This window comes from Aquimarina algicola, assembly GCF_006443095.1.
GTDB lineage: Bacteria > Bacteroidota > Bacteroidia > Flavobacteriales > Flavobacteriaceae > Aquimarina > Aquimarina algicola.
The window spans coordinates 426,441-445,187 of sequence record NZ_VFWZ01000003.1 but is presented as its reverse complement, the minus strand read 5'-3'; the positions used below and the strand labels follow the sequence as shown (position 1 = coordinate 445,187).

The window sequence follows — 18,747 nt, the reverse complement described above, 5'->3', positions numbered from 1 at the left end:
TCTCAAACATTAAAACATAAGATATGTTACCAAATTTAAAAGTTACTCAATTAAAACAAATTAGCAGAGAACAACAGAAGTTTATAAATGGAGGGAGAATTCCTACCTTAAAAGAGTTCTGTTGCGGACCGCGTTCTCAAGGCTGGTGGATACAACAATATCCTTTTTTGGCCACAGACCCTTATTATACTTGCACTATTGATGTATGCAGTAATTGAATTAATGAAATGTAATTATCTTAAAACCTTTAAATCATGAAAGAAATTAAAAAACTTCAAAACGTTAGAGCATTGTCAAAACAAGATCAAAGAACGATCAATGGAGGGGCTAGTAAAAGCACATGTGGTGTCTTTTTCTGCACGTCCCAAACAGAAGGCTGTTCTTGTATTGATAGTAATGGAAATATTGGAACTTGTTTTCAAGGAAATTGTTCTTAAATAGTAAAAGTAAAGTAGTAGAAAGGGGTTAGAAAATGTATTCTAATCCCTTTTGTTTTAATAAGATTATTAGGTTTTTACATCCAGTGCATCTCTTAGCGCATTGCCTATTAGCATAAATGACATAACCAAACTCATAATTCCTAAGCCGGGTATAACTGCCAAATACGCTTTTCCTAAGATAATATAAGAATAGTGATCTTTGATCATTGCGCCCCAACTTGGTATAGGAGGCTGCGCTCCAATACCTAGAAAACTTAGTCCGCTTTCAATTAGAATTGCAGAAGCAAAATTAGCAGCAGCTATTACAATTACAGGGGCAATACTATTAGGCAAGACATGTTTTGTAATAATTCTAAAATTAGTATATCCTAATGCTTTTGCAGCAGTAATATACTGCATTTGTTTTACGCTCAAAATTTGCCCTCTAACGACTCTTGCTACTTCGACCCACATCGTAAGACCAACAGCAATAAAAACTTGCCAAAATCCTTTTCCTAAAGCGAGTGTGATTGCAATGACCAAAAGTAATGTAGGAATAGACCATGTTACATTAATAAGCCACATGATAGCAGCGTCTATTTTTCCTCCAAAATAACCAGCTATAGCTCCTAGTGAAATCCCGAGTACAAGAGAAATGAACACTGCAATAAAACCAATAGAAAATGATATCCTAATACCGATCAACATTCTGCTTAATAAATCTCTTCCATACTTATCAGTTCCTAATATGAAAGTGTGTTTTTCTATAAAATTGTCGATGATTTGCTGTGATGTCAAACCATCTGGAAATCGTTTTAAATTAATTTCTTTTGGTATTTTAATAGTATTGTTTTCGCTATAGAGGTTGGTAATTAATAAACTGTCTTTTATTTTGACATCATTGATGGGAATCTCTGTATCAGTATTTTTTGTGCCAAAAAATAGCTTGTCAAAAAAAGATTGTTTAGTTATATTCTTAGATGGAATGGTAAGCATTTTTACTGCAAAACCAGGAGGTTTAGAGTGTATAGATAAATGCATCTGATTGGCATTCTTTGAATTATCAGGAGCAAGAATGTATGCAAAAATAGAGATAAAAGCACAAAGGATAATAAAGTAAAAACTTAAAGCGCCCCAAAAATTCTTTTTGAATTTTTGAAGCGCTAATGTACTTAAAGAATTTGATTTTGTACGAGGCATTAATGTTTTAATTCTTTAGCGTAAGTGGGTTTTTGGATCTTTTGATGTTGTTTATTTTCATATCTTCCAATACACTTATTGCTTCCTCTACATATACATCTTTACTTAAACTTTTATGCCATCTTTTTCTTTTTTCTGCTAAAACAGTATCTTTTTTAATAAGCTCAATCTCATATGGTAGCGACTCAAAAGTTAGATTTGTTTTATAGTCGTTGATTGCATCAAAATGTTTAGCTTGAGTTTCATTAAAATCAATATTCTCTTTGTATTTATCAAATTTTAAAGAGTATTTATTGACGTCTCTCTTTTCTCTTACCCATCTTGCATTTTCATCAATTAATTTTAACTGCTCATTTTGAGCCATTCTTTCTTTACTGTTTTTAATCGTTTGTTCGAAATCTATGTATCCATCCCAGATATCATAATTAGCAGCAGAAATTTTATCCCATGGTAAAGGGTTTTCTTGATCTTTTTCTCCGATATCTATATAGCTATATCGATCTGCGACTACCACATCACTTTTTACACCTTCTAATTGTGTTGAACCTCCGTTTACTCTATAAAATTTTTGTGTAGTAAGTTTTAGAGCTCCTAAGTCTCCAAAGTCATTACTACGCATCCATCTATTTAGATCCATAACATTTTGTACGGTACCTTTTCCATAAGTTTGTTTGCTTCCTATTATAATTGCTCTTTTATAATCTTGCATTGCAGCAGCAAGTATTTCTGAGGCAGAAGCCGAAAGTTCGTTTACAAGGATTACCAATGGACCATCCCAAAGAATGTTTCTGTCTTTATCACTTAAAACTTCTGGAGATTCTCCTTTGGTTTTCACCTGAACAATTGGTCCTTTTTCTATAAAAAGACCTGCAATGTCTACAACAGTTTGTAGTGACCCTCCTCCATTATCACGAAGGTCTACAACAAGGCCATCCATTTCTTTTTCTTTGAGTCTTATAATTTCTTGTTTTACATCTTTTGCTGCATTACGTTGGTTGTAATCCTGCATATTAAAGTAAAACTTAGGAAGATTTACAATACCAAATACTTTATCATTTTTCTTTACAACAGATGATTTTGCGTATGTTTCCTCTAATTCTACAACATCTCTCACAATTTCTACACTTTCTGTAGTACCATCAACTTTTTTGAGCGTAAGTGTTACTTTGGTTCCTTTAGGCCCTTTTATAAGACTTACTGCATCATCTAGACGCATACCTACAACGCTTACGGGTTCTACTTCATCTTCTTGCTTAACTTTCATGATAAGATCACCAACTTCTACTTGATTGCCTCTCCATGCCGGTCCACCTGATATAATCTCTACAATTTTTACATTATCATTTTTCTTTTGAAGTCGTGCTCCGATACCTTCTAGTTTTCCAGACATTGCAATGTCAAACCTGTCTTTATCTTGTGGTGCAAAATAATAGGTGTGGGGATCAAACTCTTCTACAATTGAATTGATGTAAATAGAAAACCAATCTTTACGTTCCAGATCGTCAGCAAATTCAAAATATTCTTTCAAAGAGCTTTTGGTAATATCTCTAGCTTCTTCTTCTATCTGAACTAGCGTTTTTTCTTTGTAGTCTTTATTGTTTTTTAGAGAATCGTTTTGTTCTTCAACTTTATCATAATAGCTCGAAAGCGCATTAAATTTAAGTTGTAATCTCCAACGATTCTTCATTTCATCTCTATTCGTAACATATGGTAGATTCTCGTAGTCGGTATCTATGCTTTCATCTTTATTAAAATCGAATGGGGTTTCCAAAATTTCATTATATAATGATTTTGCTTCACCCATTCTTTGTTGTAGACGATTATATGTTAAATTGAAAAATGCAATTTCTTTGTTTCTGATTTCATCATCAATTAATTCATCATACTTCTTAAATTCTTCTATGTCTTTCTGATAAAAATATCTTTTTAGAGGGTCTAATGCCTCTATATAATCAGCAAAAACTTCTTTAGAAAAATCATCATTTATATCTTTCGCATCATAATGACCTTTGCCTAAAACATAACTTATCAAATCTATAAGTAATTTATCTTTGTCGGGATCATTTTCGGTCTTAGTAGTAAAACTACACGAGGCAGCAGAAACTATGATGGTAAGCATCAAAATCAAAAAACTCTTTTTCATACGCTTATTTTTATTTAGGGATTCATAACAATTTACACTAAAAATCGTGCCAATAGCAAGTAATATTACTAAAATTTTCTCAAATGAACTAATAATATTTCTTACTCTTTGTTAACCTTATAATAAGTATAAAAAAAGTGTATTTTTACTTTCGTAAATAATACCTGCTTATGAAGATAGAAAAACCCTTAATTTTAGTTACCAATGATGATGGGATTACTGCTCCTGGTATACGTGCCTTGATCAGTGTAATGAATCAGATCGGAGATGTCGTCGTTGTTGCGCCTGATAGTCCTCAAAGCGGCATGGGGCATGCTGTTACGATTAATAACACATTGTTTTGTGATCATGTGGTGGTGAATCAAAACGAACCCCAAAAAGAATACAGCTGCTCTGGAACTCCTGTGGATTGTGTGAAAATGGCATCCAGGCAAATTCTTGATCGAAAACCTGATTTGTGTGTAAGTGGGATCAATCATGGATCTAACTCAGCAATCAATGTTATCTATTCTGGTACTATGAGTGCAGCTGTAGAGGCTGGGATAGAAGGTATTCCTGCTATTGGTTTTTCGTTGCTTGATTATTCTATGAAAGCCAACTTTGAACCTGCAAAAAAGTACGTTAAAACTATCGTTGAAAATGTTTTGGCAAATGGACTGCCAAAAGGAGTAGTGCTTAACGTAAATATACCAAAATTGGCAGAAAAAGATATTAAAGGGGTGAAAGTTTGTCGGCAAGCCAATGCACATTGGGTAGAAGAGTTTGACAAAAGAACAAATCCAAATGGTAGAGAATATTACTGGTTGTCAGGAAAATTTATTAACGAAGATCAAGGTAAAGATACAGATGAGTGGGCATTACAAAACGGATATATATCTGTTGTACCTACACAATTTGATCTTACAGCTCACCAGTTTATAGAACAAATAAATAATTGGCCATTAAATGATTAAAAAAGAAATTGGTATTGGGTTTATATTAGGGTTGCTTTTTAATAGTATTGGTTTTGCTATTTGTGTGTTTATATTTTCTACAATGAGTAGCCAAAATTTAACATTTACAGAGACGATAAAAACATCAATCCAAAACGATACACTTGGCAGTATAATCGCACTAGGAGCGATACCAAATTTAGTTTTGTTTTTTTTGACAATTAAAAAAAATAATATATATAGAGCTCGTGGCGTACTTCTTGCTACAATTATTGCAGCAGTATGTATAGCGATCAGTAAATTTAGCTAAAATAATAGCTTAATAGTTTTTAAATAATATTACAAGTGAAATACTATCTAATAGCAGGAGAAGCGTCCGGAGATTTACATGGCTCTAATTTGATGAAGTCCATATATAAAAAAGATCCTAATGCAGAGTTTAGGTTTTGGGGAGGTGATTTAATGGCTGCTGTTGGGGGTACATTGGTAAAACACTACAAAGAAAGGGCTTTTATGGGATTTATAGAGATTCTATTAAATCTTAGAAAGATATTAGGTTTTATGAAATACTGCAAAAAAGATATTGAGCAATATCAGCCTGATGCCCTTATTTTTATAGATAATTCCGGATTTAATTTGCCAATAGCAAAATGGGCTAAACCTAGAGGATATGTTACACATTATTATATTAGCCCTCAAGTGTGGGCTTCTAGATCCAGTAGAGTTAAAACTATAAAAGCAACGATAGATCATATGTATGTGATTTTGCCGTTTGTCAAAGATTTTTATGATCAGTATAATTATGATGTAAATTTTGTAGGTCATCCACTTATTGATGCCATTTCTGATTACAAGCCTGTAATGCCTGATGATTTTAGAAGAAAAAATCAGCTTGATGAGCGACCGATTATTGCAATACTTCCAGGAAGTAGAAAACAAGAGATTCGTAAAATGCTAGAGATTATGTTGAGTGTGATTGATGATTTTGAAGCGTATCAATTTGTTATTGCCGGAGCACCCAGTCAAGAAGCTTCTTTTTATGCACCTTTTATTAAAAAGAAAGGCGTACACCTGGTAATGAATCAAACTTATGATCTTCTTTGTCTTAGTAATGCAGCTTTGGTGACTTCTGGGACTGCTACCTTAGAAACTGCTTTGTTCAAAGTGCCACAGGTGGTTTGCTATAAAGGAAATTATATTTCTTACCAAATTGCGAAGCGAATTATTAATCTTGATTATATTTCTTTGGTAAATTTAATTATGGATAAACCTGTAGTTACAGAATTGATACAGAATGAATTTACAACAAATCGACTTAAAGAAGAGCTTACAGTAATCATTGATGATTATAAAAGAGCTGTTATGTTTTTGGATTATTATGATCTGGAAAAAAAACTTGGTGGAAAAGGAGCTAATGATAAAACAGCAAAATTGATTGTCGAATCGTTGTCTTAAACAATAATAAATGCCCTAAAGATGAAAAAACTATTATATTATATATCAATTTTAACGGCTTGTTTGGTACTCTATTCTTGCGGGAGTTCTTCAAAAAAGAGAACCGTAATTTCTTCTAGTAAAAGAGTAACTACCAAAAATACACCACCACCTACTAAACGTACGGCAAGCACAAGAAGTAAAGCGCCTCTTAAGAATACAAAAGCACCAAAAAATACGGGCAACAAAAAAATTAAGAGTATTGTTTCTTATGCTAAAACATTTAGAGGAACACGATATAAATTTGGAGGTACCACAAAAAGAGGAATGGACTGCTCAGGATTGGTATATACCTCTTTTAAAAAAGAAAATGTTGTATTGCCAAGAACTTCTCGTACGATGGCAACACAAGGCAAAGCAATTTCTTTGAAGAAAGTTGTTGTTGGGGATTTACTGTTTTTTAAAACAAATAAAAGAAAAAATGTAATTTCTCATGTAGGCTTGGTTGTCGAAACAAAAGGAGCTATCAAATTTATTCACGCTTCAACATCAAAAGGGGTTATTATTTCTAGCCTCAATGAAAAATATTGGAACAAAGCTTTTGCAAGTGCCAGAAGGGTACTTTAGTTCTTATAATATTGAAGCAGTTCCACAAGAGTCATGTCTATTCTCTATCAAGATCGGTCTGTTCTAATCCTATTGAGTTGATTTGCTTTCTAAAGCTTCATGCAGAAAAAACAAATATGTCGATTTAAGCTCAGAACAAGTTTTCAAATCAAAAGACACTAGACTATATTTAGGGTTATTTTTTAAAAAAGGAGAGATTTCGGATCTATAAGCTGTTTTTGTTCCTATTTAAGATAAAACTATGGTAAAGTAATTAATGGTTTATCTGAAATATTCGATAATGAATATTTTTTACTGAAATAAAATAGAAAATGTAAAAACATTACACAATGAAGTATATAGCTTATTACGGTAGAAAGTTTCTTGACAAAATTCATTGTAGATTTGCTATTTTAGTAACCAATCAGAATGTTTCTTTTGGAAAATCTTATGACAAGTTAAGGATAGCAATTAAACCATGATATGAGGAATGAATAATAAAGAATCATTAGTAAATTTCATATTAAGTGTCGTTGAAATCTCAAAAGATGACGCACAAGAAATTGCAAACTCCTTTCACTCAATAGAAATAAAGGAAAAAGATTTTTTGTTGAAGAAAAATCAAATAAGTGATGATTATTTATATTTAGAGAGTGGATTGATGAGAATTTATCTTCATGATTTAGAGGGAGAAGAAATTACTATAGATTTTTTTACTGAAAATAACATTGTTTTTGAAATTACTTCTTTCTTTAATCGGGTTCGTTCAGAAGCATACATCCAAGCTATTACAAAATGTGCAGGCTTTAGAATTTCGTACGAAGAATTGAATACTCTTTTTCATCATAAACCTGCATTTAGAGATTTTGGGAGAGCCATTTTGGTAAAAGAGTTTATCGCTTCTCAGCAAAGAAATTATGGGATGATTAATAGAACTTCTAAAGAACGATATCAAAATCTTTTAATAACAAAGCCGCAAATTGTTAAATATGCACCGCTTAAATACATTGCCTCATATTTGGGGGTTACCGATAGTACATTGAGTAGGTTACGAAAAAACTTCTAGCTTCTTATTTTCTTGCCTTTTGTCAAGTAAGTTTACAACTTGTCTTTTGAAATTTGTAATAAAATTTTAATCGCAATGTCAGAAATGCCTAACTCAATTACGATTTTTTTCGTTTTTACAACGATAGTAACTTTATTTTGGTTTTATCAATCTTCTAAGAGTAAAAAGGTAATTATAGTTGTTTTTGTTTGGATGATCATCGCTGGAGTTTTGGGTTTTCTAGGGTTTTACAGAACCCAAAATGTCACACCACCAAGGTTTGTATTCCTCTTGGCTCCCGGATTATTATTTGTAATCTTTAGTCTATTAACCAAAAGAGGTAAGAGGTTTAGTGATAAACAAAATGTAAAATATCTAACATTACTTCATACAATTAGAATTCCTGTTGAAATTGTTTTGTATTATTTGTTCCTGGTTGGATATATACCGGATCTAATGACATTTGAGGGGTATAACTATGATATTGTTTCAGGTCTTTCTGCACCAATTATTTATTATGCTGTATATGTAAAAAAATGGATGGGAAGAAAGGGGCTTTTAATTTGGAATTTTGTTTGTTTAGGTTTGCTGATAAACATTTTGACTATTGCCGTTTTGAGTGCTCAAACTCCAATTCAACAATTGGCATTTGACCAACCGAATATCGGTGTGACATATTTTCCTTTTGTTTGGCTTCCTACCATTATTGTTCCAATCGTACTTTACTCGCATTTAGTAAGTATAAGACTGTTACTTAAATTTAGTAACGACAACATACTGTATCACGAGTAATATTTACATGATTCTATATTTTAAATTTCAGTTATTTGTTATTTTGTTCATGTAATTCCTCAAGTTGAGATGGAAATCAAATAATATTTAAAATAGACCGAAAGAACTTTTAGGTATAAGGCATTAGAATCTTGGCACTACAAGATGTCCTCTGTTTTAAAATAATCAATCAAACTACTATAGGATTATCAAAGATGATCAAAATTGTATATATCTAAAACAGATTTATTTATTGTTTTCCTAATAAACCCAATTAGGACTAAAAATGTTATGAAATTAAAAGAATTTGATGTTGTATGTTATTAAATAAAATTAAAAAGGTAGGAGAATTAAGTAGGGGCTTATGAAAGTTTAGAAAACATTGCAAGACTAATTATAATCGATTTTTAATATTGGCTGCCATTACAAGAATGAGAATAAAAGGAAATATAGGAGAATTTATTGAACTTACTGAATTGAAATCTGACTCATGTTCAATATTTAATCAACCAGAATCAAGTAGCTTAAGTATTCTTTGGTTTCAAACAAATAATAATGATTTTATAATTGATGGAAAAGAATATTCGTTTTCAAAACATCAAATTATTTTTCTTACAGAGTTTCATAAAATTACTGTCTTAAGAAAAGGAGCTATTCATTTTTTGAGGTTTAACAGACCTTTTTTCTGTGTTATAGATCATGATGTAGAAGTAAGCTGCAAAGGTGTTTTGTTTTTTGGAGCATCTCAACTACCTATTATTAATATTTTAGGCAAAGACATAGAACATTTTCAGACGCTATGGAAAATGTTTTCTATAGAAATGCGATTAAAAGATAATTTACAACTCTCTATGTTACAAATGATGTTAAAACGTTATCTTATATTATGTACAAGATTATACAAAGAACAGTATAAATTATCTACAATCACAAAAGATAATGATATCGTAAGAGAATTTAATTTTTTGGTAGAACAATACTTCAGTACTAAACATACAGTGAGCGACTATGCAAAATTACTTCATAAATCTCCTAAGACGATTTCTAATATATTTTCAAAAATAGGTTTGAAAACACCTTTGAGTTATATTCAGGATCGTAAAATGCTTGAAGCTAAAAGGTTATTGTATTATTCAGATCTTCAAATTCAAGAAGTTGCATTTAAAATTGGGTATAGCGATATTCAATCATTTAGCCGATTTTTTAAAAATCAAGAAGGCGTATCTCCATCAGTATATAGAGAAACTCCTCACTTGGGATAAATTGCTAACTATAAAGGAAAACTTACCTAATAAAATAGCCAATTCTGTTCAGACCTTTGCATTATTAAAAATTATTAATAGTCAAATTTAAAATAGAATAGAATGGAAAAAATAAAATTAACCTTAGCAATAGTATTAGTAAGTATATCGAGTGTTTTTGCTCAATTACCAGATCCAGGGTTTACAATAGATGAAAATACTGCAATTGTGATCACAGATCCTCAAAATGATTTCTTAAGTCCCAATGGAGTAACCTGGGGAGTGGTAGGTAAAAGTGTAACAGAAAATAATACTGTAGATAATATAGAAACACTATTTAAAATTGCACAACAGAAAGGAATCAAGGTTTTTGTGTCTCCACATTATTACTACAAACATGATCATTCTTGGAAAATTGAAGGTGCTTTAGAAGCATTAATGCACAAAATAGGAATGTTTGATAGAAAAGGAGCATTAACAACAGAAGGTTTTGAGGGTTCTGGTGCTGATTGGTTGGATAAATACAAAAAATACATAAATGATGATAATGTAATTGTTACAAACCCACATAAAGTATATGGTCCTGAATCAAATGATTTGGCTTTACAGTTACGTAAACATGGATTTAGTAAAGTAATTCTAGCAGGAATGTCTGCTAATTTATGTACAGAGTCGCATATGAGGGATTTAGTAGAATCTGGTTTTGACGTTTCTGTTGTAAAAGACGCAACTGCTGCTGCAATTTTACCAGACATAAATGGATATGAAGCAGCCTTGGTAAATTTTAGAATGATTGCTAGTCATGTTTTTACTACAGAAGAAGTTGTTAAGGAGTTAAAAAAGTAGAAGAAAACTAAATTCTAGTTTTAATTAAAATAAACTCGCAAAATACATTATGTGTTTGATAATGATATTTATGCAAAAAAAAGAAGTTGACTTTAATTTTAAAGTCAACTTCTTTTTTTATACATCTCTAAAAAAAACTATTTTTTAGTATTCATATAGGCATATTTTGAAAATTTTCAACCCATAAGATACTAATAATGATAAAATGAGTTTATAGATAAACTATCGTTATATTCATTAATTTCGTTAATAATATTTATTGTTCTTTCTGAAGAAAAATGTTCTTGAATTTTCTAAGAAATCTCTTTTGTTATATAAATACTATTAATTTTTTTTAATAAGTATTGTACATTTATTCTGCAGTTTCAAAAAATGAAACTAGCGTCTACTATTATTGCATGTTAGAAAATAGAATGAATCCATACATTGATATGGGATTTTATTATAGATGCATGCAATGAGATTTATAAATACTCCTTTTTTAATCATTACCATTTCTACAATACTAGGGATTTGTATAGGTAATTACTGTTCACTGTCTTATAAAATAGTATTCCTTGGATTTTTTTGTTGTATTTGTATATTATTTATGCTTAAGCGATATGCCTATAGAAATTTTAACAAAGGATATGTTTTTGCAATTTTTGTGGTGCCTTCTTTTGTAATCTTTGGATTGATTCTTACTCATATTCACGATGCTAGGAATTATAAGAATCATTATACAAATCAACTTAGTAGAAAAGATGTAAAAAATAACCCTATCGGAATTCAATTTTCTATAAAAGAACGATTAAAATCTACATCTTATTATCATAAATATGTGGTGTCATTATTATTTGCAAATAATCAACCTGTAGAGGGGAAAATATTGTTGCAAATCCATAAGGATAACTTACATAAGGTATTGGATATAGGAGATGTTTATACGGCCTATACTACACTAAAACCAATTACTCAACCCTTAAACCCTTATCAATTTGACTACGCTGATTATCTGAGTAAAAGAAATGTATATTATAGTATCACTACCTCTTCTGATAAACTCATTAAGAACGACTACAGAGTCAATTCTTTATCGAGGATTGCTGATAAGATAAGAATATATTGTAACTCTAAGCTAGAGCGTTATTCTTTTGAGAAAGAACAATTGTCTGTAATTAATGCTCTTATCTTGGGGCAGAAGCAAGATATTCCAACAGAAATACTAGAAAATTATAGAAATGCCGGTGCAGTACATATTTTGGCAGTTTCCGGATTGCATGTAGGTATCATTTTAATGATTTTGAATGCAATGTTAAGTCCTTTGGAAAGAATTCTAAAAAAAGGTGGGGTCATTAAACTTATCATTGTTATCGTTTCGCTTTGGGCTTTTGCAATTTTAGCTGGGTTATCGCCATCAGTAATAAGAGCTGTTACGATGTTTTCTTTTATTGCCATCTCTTTACAAATCAAATCATTATCAAGTATCTATAATGCTTTGATTATATCAGCTTTTATAATGCTATGTTTTGATCCATGGTTATTGTTTTCGGTTAGTTTTCAGCTTAGTTATGTAGCTGTTCTTTCGATTGTTTGGATTCAACCAATACTAACCAAAATGTATAATCCAAAATTTTATATTTTAAAAAAGATTTGGGATACACTTACAGTTACCATCGCAGCACAATTTGGATTGTTGCCATTAACATTATTCTATTTTCATCAATTTCCATCCTTATTTGTTGTGTCTAATCTTATAGTTATTCCTTTTCTAGGAGGAATTCTAGGGTTTGGAATCCTTGTTATTGTCTTGGCAATTTGCGATATACTACCAGATTTTTTAGTGAAAATATTTTCTGTGTCAATAGACAGTATAAATACTTTGATGGATTGGATTGCACACCAAAAAATGTTTTTGATCCAAAATATCTCTTTTTCTTTCGGAATGTTTTTTATTTCCTATTTGAGTATTATAAGTTTAATAGTAGCTTTAAAAAAAAATAGCAGGCGAAATGTGTATCAGTTTTGTACTTGTTTGCTTCTATTATTCATGTTTGTTTTGTTTGAAAAACATCAAGCATTGATCAAAAAAGAATTTGTAATTTTTAATCAACCTAAAAATACGATTTTTGGAGTTCTCCACCAGCGTAGGTTTAAGATATATAGTAAAGACACAATCACTGCAAAGAATAAGAATTTTCTTTTTGATGGGTATTTAATTCATCATTATGCTACAGTAGATACTGTTTTAAGATTGAAAAATGTATACCAATACAAAAACAAGTCAATATTGATAGTAGACCAATCAGGGATCTATAAGATTCAAGGATTGAAACCGGAGATAGTTGTACTAACAGGGAACCCGAAGATTCATTTAGAGAGATTGATTTATGATTTATGCCCAAAACAAATTATTGCTGATGCTAATAATCATAAATCTGATTTGGAAAGGTGGGAGAAGAGTTGCTATAAATTAAATGTCCCTTTTTATCGTACAGATAAAAAGGGAGCATTCTTTTTGAATTAGCCAAGTAAAAACTCTTTACAATAAAACCAATGCTTCTTGATTGGTTTTTTCTTCTGGAGTATTTATAATTTCTTGTATGATGTTATAAAGATCAGGGATGCAGTGTGGTGCTATTGTATTGGGGCTGTTAAATAATACACATATCCCTAAATCTTCTTTTGGATAAATAGCAATTTCACTTCTGTAATCATTTACACTTCCACCATGATGTATTATCGTGTATGGTTCATTTGTTGTCTCATCTTTATATTTGTGAATTCTCCATCCAAAACCGTAAGAAGAAGATATATACCCTGGCCATCTTTGATAATAATGACTTTTTCCGGTTACTTGTATTGTTGGGTTAAAGACAGTACTCATTGTTTTGGGCATCATAACTTCGGGATTATTACCTAACAAAAATTTGAGCCATTTACCCATGTCAGATATACTGGCATTGATTCCTCCCGCGGCAATTGCATTGTAGTATTTTTCATTGAGTTTAACCGGTTGCCAACCATGCTTTATGAGACGATGAGGAAGCGCAATATTATCTGATTTTGTTAAAGCCTCGTAGCTTGCAGAGGCAGTATTCATATGCAAGGGTAAAAATATCTTTTCATTTATAACTTCTTTGAGTGTTTTTCCGGTTGCTTGTTCGATAATTTTACCGCTTAGAGCAAAAACTGCATTTTGATAACTATAAAGATTACCGGGTTGTTCTATGGGTAAAACATCTTTAAAACGACTGGCAATGTTTGATAAAGGAACCCCATCTTCTACCAAATTAGTAAAACTATGATAAGGAAGCCCAGTTGTGTGTGATAACAAATGTGATAATGTTATTTTTTTTGTTTGATCACTATTAGCTAATTCAAAAGAAGGGATATAATCAGATACTCTGTCACTCCAATTGATAAGCCCTTGTTCAACATATATTCCTGAAAGTATCCCTGCAAACCCCTTGGATACAGAACCTATTCTAAAAATTGTTTCTGTATTGATATGATCATTTAAACCACTATTCTTTTTGCCATACCCATTTTGATAGATGATAGAGTCACATTTTACAATTGTTACAGCAGCACCAACAATTTCATTGTTTTGTAGCCCTTTATTAAAGTATTTTTCAGTGGCCTGAGCAATTTGCTTTTGATGCGATGCAGTGATATGGGTTTCTCTTTGTGTATGAGTCAAAGATTCGTTGGATGTTTGTTTAGGAGATTGTACTTCTTCTTTAGAAGCCAGATAGAACAGCGTCGTGATTAATGCAAGAGACAACACTGCTGTAATGATATTTTTTTTCATAAATAAATTTCGCTTCAATACAAAAGAGACGGGTTTTGGTGGTTATTTGAAATCCCTTTTAGTATTAAAGTTGGGGGTATTATTCTAATGTTTACGTATTTGGTAACGCAAATGTAAAGGATTAATTGTACCTAGATAAGAATTAGATACATGTAATGAATACGTTTTATGAAAATATATTGTTAATTATAATTTTGAGAGTGAAGGAGACATTGAGTCATTTTTAGATTGATATTTCTCTAATTTAGTTAAAATAGTATCTAGTAACCGAATGGCATTTACGATATACGGCCCTTTGTTTAGCATCACACATTCTGCTTTTAGAGATTGTGTAGTGTCTGTAATTTCTGATCGAGAAGGGAGGCCTTTTTTAGCCATGTTTTCCAGTACTTGCGTTGCCCATACAACCGGTATATGTGCTGCATTACAAATAGCAAGAATTTCGCGTTGTACCCATCCTATATTTTCCCAGCCTACTTCTATCGCAAGATCTCCTCTTGCAATCATAACACCTACCAGTTTTAGCTTCATGGCTTCCAGCAAAATTTCTGAAAAGTTATTGAAAGCTTCATTTGTTTCAATTTTTAAAATCACTCCAAGCTTGTTATCAACATTTAATGATTGGAGTAACTCATGTAATTGTTTTACATCTTCGGCAGTGTTTACAAAAGAAAAATTGACCACATCGGCATGTTCTGCTACGAATACTAAATCTTGCTTGTCTTTGCTTGTTAATCCATGAATGTTTAGCTTGCTCGCAGGTAGATTAATCCCTTTGTCTGACTTTAGTTTAGCACCGCCGGGTTTTGTAGTTCCAATTTTTATTTTTATTTCATTTTCAGAACATGCTATGATCTCTCCCGGTACTTTACCGTCATCAAAATAGATAGGGTCTCCTATTGATACTTGAGAGAAAACTTCTTGAGAGGTACAAGAAATACATGCGGGGCGTATTACTTTGTTTTCGTTGTCTATAGTAGCTTTTTTACCAATTATAGCTTCTTTATACATTAACAGTTCATCTCCTGTATGTAAATTGAGGTAATTTTGTATCTCTGGAAGCTCTCCTACTGTTGTGGTAGCCCCATTTTTGGTTGTGAGTACCATGTTAGTTTCAAAGTAAATTGTTTTGTTGCTTTTTACCGATACTCCATCGTTTTGAATTTCTGATACCTTAAGTTTATGCTCTTTTCCTCGAGTATCTTTTAGCGTAATTTTATCATTAATTTGTAAAGAAGATAGCCAGTCTTTATCATATACAGGGATATCATTTTTTTCTACGACATTAGAAGTAAATTTTATATTCGCCGGATGTATGATATTTCCTCTGTCATCTCTATTGGGAGTGATTTTTTTTATTTTTAAGCCTTCTTCGAGAGCACCTGTTCTTATTTTTGGCCCTCCAAGGTCCATAGTGATTTTGATTCTTTTTTTGAGCTGTATTGCTGCTTTTTTTACATTATCAATCATCAAGTGCCATACTTCAGGAGTATCGTGAGCACAATTAATCCTTGCGCAATTCATACCCGCGGCAGCTATCTTATATACTAGTTCGTAATTATATGCTGCTTCTGAAGGTAACGTTACCATGATACGAACTCTTCTGCCTTTTTTGCGGTAACCAAAAAGTTGTTTTGTATTTTTTCGGGTAAGTTTTTTACTTTCTTGAGTAGTTATACCTTTTTCAGGAAATAAAGCTTGCTCTCCTAATAGCATTTTGATGTAAAAATGGCATTTGTATAGGCTATTTAAGATATGACCTTCTGCTTTTGCTAATCTCGATATCCCTAATTCACCCAGTTTTTTTTGAATTTTGGCAATATCAAATGAGCGTAATGATAAGTAGTGGATTAAATTTAAAGCACTTTCTTGATGCGCAACATGAGTGGTGTCTATTTTTTCTTTGTAAAGCAATTCTTTTTCTTCTATATAAGAAATGATGCTTTCTATTTCGATAAGTAATTCTGAAAGTTTTGCAGCTTCCATTCACAAACATTTTTAAGCTAACCTTAAAGATATTTGAAAATGAGAAATTTCACCTTTTATCTAATATTAAATTTAGTATAAAAAAATGCCTTATTTATGTTATGAAAACATAGCTTTATGTTTAATTCGAAAATGTTCCTACAAAAGAACTTTCATATTTTTTCCAAGCTGCAGCAGTAGTAAGTTTTTTGTAATCATTATTGTGAATCATTTTTAAGTAAATCTCTAGTTGCTGAGGTGTTTTGTACCCTACGACTGGTGCAATAAGATTACTGTTTTCATCAAAAAATACCATACTTGGATACCCGGTAATTTTTAAGGCATTTGCAAAAAAGTGTTGACTATTTCTACCTTTTCTGTCAGGATTATAATTAGGGTTTGTGTAGGTGAAATCGTTGTAATGTATTTCTTCTGTACCTTCGGCATTAAATTTTACTGCATAGTAATTTTTATTAATGAAAGCTACTACATCTTTATTATGAAATGTTTTTTTGTCTAAAAGTTTACAGGGACCACACCAATCGGTATACACATCCATAAATATTTTTTTGGGCTCCTTTTTTTGAGCAGCTAGTGCTTCATTCATGGTCATCCAATTGATTTCTTGTGCTTGTACAGAAATACAAATCAACAATAATATAGTGGTAAGTAGGCTTTTCATCGTTTTAGTTTTTAGATTAAGTCGGAAACAAAAACTGTTCCTTAGTAAAAACTTTACTCGTCTTTGGGAAACGAGTAAAGTTACGTATTATTATTTTATCGCACTCCGTGCATTAATTTCTTCATTAATGGATTTAATAGTATTAATAAACTTCCTGCTAATAAAGGTACTATAGTAAATATTAAAAAGAAAGTTGATAATGAATATTTTGAAGTGATTTCATCAATCATTCCTCCTAGTTGACCTGCAGACCAGTTTCCTATAAAAATAGCAAGATACCATATTCCAAACATTAACCCGATAAGTTTTGCAGGAACCAACTTACTTACATAAGATAATCCTACAGGAGATAAAAATAATTCTCCCAAAGTGTGGAATAAATAAGCTAATATTAACCATATCATACTCACTTTTGCTGTCTCAGCTCCTTGCGGAATAGAGATAGCCCCAAAAGCTAACAAAGCAAAGCCTAAGCCTAGCAGAATTAAGCCTAAACCAAATTTTACAGCAGCCGAAGGGTTATATTTACTTTCCCATAGCTTAGAGAACAAAGGAGCAAACGATATGATGAATAGCGAATTTAAAATCCCAAACCAGGAAGCTGGCACCTCAGTAGTATCAGCACTAAACTCTCTATAGAGTTTCCATGATACAATACCCCAGATAATCACAAAACTAAATCCTAAAATACTATTAGACAACGAGATTTTTTTAAATGTCTGTAGAAAGAGTTTAAATAATACCCATGTAATAATTATTAGTGGTATAATTGTAATCAGTGTATCTGCTATTTTAAAAATATTTGCAGCATTACCGACCAGTACAAGATTGGTGTATTTACTTGCAAAAATTGTCATCGATCCTCCTGCTTGTTCAAAAGCTGCCCAAAAGAAAATAGTGAAAAATGCCAAAACCCCTACTACAATATATCGATCGCCTTGTACTTTAGGGCTTATTTCTTTTTCTTCAACAATTTTGTTTGTTGTTGTTTGAGTGTTTTTTTCTGTATCAATTAATTGTTTTGATGGAGCTAAACCAACATTTTCCAAGATGCTTCTTCCAAACCAAAACTGTAGCATTCCTAAAAACATAAAAATACCAGCCAATCCAAACCCAAAGCTCCAATTTATTTTTTCACCAATGTATCCACACAACATGATTCCTAAAAAAGCGCCGGCATTAACACCCATGTAGTAAATCGTATAGGCGCCATCCTTTTTTTCTTCATTTTGATCATACAAACCACTAACAATAGAGGTCAAGTTAGGTTTGAATAAACCATTACCTATGATTAAAAAAGCGAGTCCAATGTATAAAAATGTTGGGGTTTCTAAAGCCATAGACACATGGCCTAAAGTCATTAATAAGGCTCCAAATGCAACTGCTTTTCGATATCCTAATAGTTTATCAGCAATATATCCACCAAATATTGGGGTTAAATATACTAATCCTGTATACCAGCCATATAAGCTTAAAGCATCTTCATTACTCCATGCCCAACCTCCTTTTGCAATTTCACTAGTAAGAAATAATACAAAAAGCGCTCTCATACCATAATATGAAAAACGTTCCCACATTTCTGTAAAAAATAAGACAAATAAAGCAGGTTTGTGTCCTAGAAGGCTAAATACTTTAGCATCATCTTGTAATGTACTCATAGAATGTAAAGG

Annotated in this window: 18 protein-coding genes; 12 read left to right on the top strand and 6 right to left on the bottom strand. The window is 31.6% G+C overall.

Annotated features, from left to right (window positions below):
* Positions 1-23: 23 nt before the first annotated feature.
* Together FHK87_RS12775 and FHK87_RS12770 are read left to right on the top strand one after the other, a co-directional pair.
* Positions 24-218: a hypothetical protein gene (locus FHK87_RS12775; RefSeq protein ID WP_140593495.1), complete on the top strand. Its 195-nt coding sequence runs from the start codon at positions 24-26 to the stop codon at positions 216-218.
* A 36-nt stretch (positions 219-254) separates the two neighbouring features.
* Positions 255-437, top strand: coding sequence for a hypothetical protein (locus FHK87_RS12770; protein WP_140593493.1), 183 nt, complete (start codon positions 255-257; stop codon positions 435-437).
* 69 nt (positions 438-506) lie between these two features.
* Here FHK87_RS12770 and FHK87_RS12765 read toward each other — a convergent pair whose 3' ends face one another.
* Together FHK87_RS12765 and FHK87_RS12760 are read right to left on the bottom strand one after the other, a co-directional pair.
* Entirely contained in the window at positions 507-1,619 is a 1,113-nt protein-coding gene (locus tag FHK87_RS12765) for an ABC transporter permease (protein ID WP_140593491.1), read from the bottom strand.
* 7 nt (positions 1,620-1,626) lie between these two features.
* Entirely contained in the window at positions 1,627-3,762 is a 2,136-nt protein-coding gene (locus FHK87_RS12760; protein ID WP_140593488.1) for a carboxy terminal-processing peptidase, read from the bottom strand.
* A 170-nt stretch (positions 3,763-3,932) separates the two neighbouring features.
* On the opposite strand from FHK87_RS12760, the gene surE reads away from it, so the two are divergent.
* From surE to FHK87_RS12715, 10 genes are all read left to right on the top strand, one after another.
* Positions 3,933-4,715, top strand: a complete 783-nt coding sequence (gene surE / locus FHK87_RS12755; RefSeq protein WP_140593486.1) for a 5'/3'-nucleotidase SurE — start codon at positions 3,933-3,935, stop codon at positions 4,713-4,715.
* Entirely contained in the window at positions 4,708-5,004 is a 297-nt protein-coding gene (locus FHK87_RS12750) for a hypothetical protein (protein WP_140593483.1), read from the top strand. Before surE ends, FHK87_RS12750 begins: the two co-directional genes overlap by 8 nt.
* 35 nt (positions 5,005-5,039) lie before the next feature.
* Positions 5,040-6,149 (top strand): lipid-A-disaccharide synthase, encoded by a 1,110-nt coding sequence (gene lpxB / locus FHK87_RS12745; protein WP_140593481.1) that lies wholly within the window; start codon positions 5,040-5,042, stop codon positions 6,147-6,149.
* A gap of 21 nt (positions 6,150-6,170) precedes the next feature.
* Positions 6,171-6,755: a C40 family peptidase gene (locus FHK87_RS12740; protein ID WP_140593478.1), complete on the top strand. Its 585-nt coding sequence runs from the start codon at positions 6,171-6,173 to the stop codon at positions 6,753-6,755.
* Positions 6,756-7,084: 329 nt separating this feature from the next.
* Positions 7,085-7,216 (top strand): hypothetical protein, encoded by a 132-nt coding sequence (locus tag FHK87_RS26540; RefSeq protein WP_262711260.1) that lies wholly within the window; start codon positions 7,085-7,087, stop codon positions 7,214-7,216.
* Positions 7,217-7,224: 8 nt separating this feature from the next.
* Positions 7,225-7,800 carry a Crp/Fnr family transcriptional regulator gene (locus FHK87_RS12735; protein ID WP_140593476.1) on the top strand — a complete coding sequence of 192 codons (576 nt, stop codon included), beginning with the start codon at positions 7,225-7,227 and terminating at the stop codon, positions 7,798-7,800.
* 84 nt (positions 7,801-7,884) lie between these two features.
* The gene (locus FHK87_RS12730; RefSeq protein WP_226294224.1) at positions 7,885-8,571 is read left to right on the top strand and encodes a hypothetical protein; all 687 of its coding nucleotides are present in this window, start codon (positions 7,885-7,887) and stop codon (positions 8,569-8,571) included.
* A 410-nt stretch (positions 8,572-8,981) separates the two neighbouring features.
* A complete protein-coding gene (locus FHK87_RS12725) occupies positions 8,982-9,812 on the top strand; it encodes a helix-turn-helix transcriptional regulator (RefSeq protein ID WP_140593471.1) in 831 nt (276 codons plus the stop codon).
* 102 nt (positions 9,813-9,914) lie between these two features.
* Positions 9,915-10,637, top strand: coding sequence for a cysteine hydrolase (locus tag FHK87_RS12720; RefSeq protein WP_140593469.1), 723 nt, complete (start codon positions 9,915-9,917; stop codon positions 10,635-10,637).
* A 457-nt stretch (positions 10,638-11,094) separates the two neighbouring features.
* Positions 11,095-13,143, top strand: a complete 2,049-nt coding sequence (locus FHK87_RS12715; RefSeq protein ID WP_226294223.1) for a ComEC/Rec2 family competence protein — start codon at positions 11,095-11,097, stop codon at positions 13,141-13,143.
* A gap of 15 nt (positions 13,144-13,158) precedes the next feature.
* Here FHK87_RS12715 and FHK87_RS12710 read toward each other — a convergent pair whose 3' ends face one another.
* From FHK87_RS12710 to FHK87_RS12695, 4 genes are all read right to left on the bottom strand, one after another.
* Entirely contained in the window at positions 13,159-14,430 is a 1,272-nt protein-coding gene (locus FHK87_RS12710) for a serine hydrolase domain-containing protein (protein ID WP_140593464.1), read from the bottom strand.
* A 186-nt stretch (positions 14,431-14,616) separates the two neighbouring features.
* A complete protein-coding gene (locus FHK87_RS12705) occupies positions 14,617-16,416 on the bottom strand; it encodes a pyruvate kinase (protein WP_140593462.1) in 1,800 nt (599 codons plus the stop codon).
* Between the two features lie 121 nt (positions 16,417-16,537).
* On the bottom strand, positions 16,538-17,077 hold the full coding sequence (locus FHK87_RS12700; RefSeq protein WP_140593460.1) for a thioredoxin family protein: 540 nt from the start codon (positions 17,075-17,077) through the stop codon (positions 16,538-16,540).
* A 95-nt stretch (positions 17,078-17,172) separates the two neighbouring features.
* A complete protein-coding gene (locus FHK87_RS12695; protein WP_140593458.1) occupies positions 17,173-18,735 on the bottom strand; it encodes a peptide MFS transporter in 1,563 nt (520 codons plus the stop codon).
* Between the last annotated feature and the right edge of the window lie 12 nt (positions 18,736-18,747).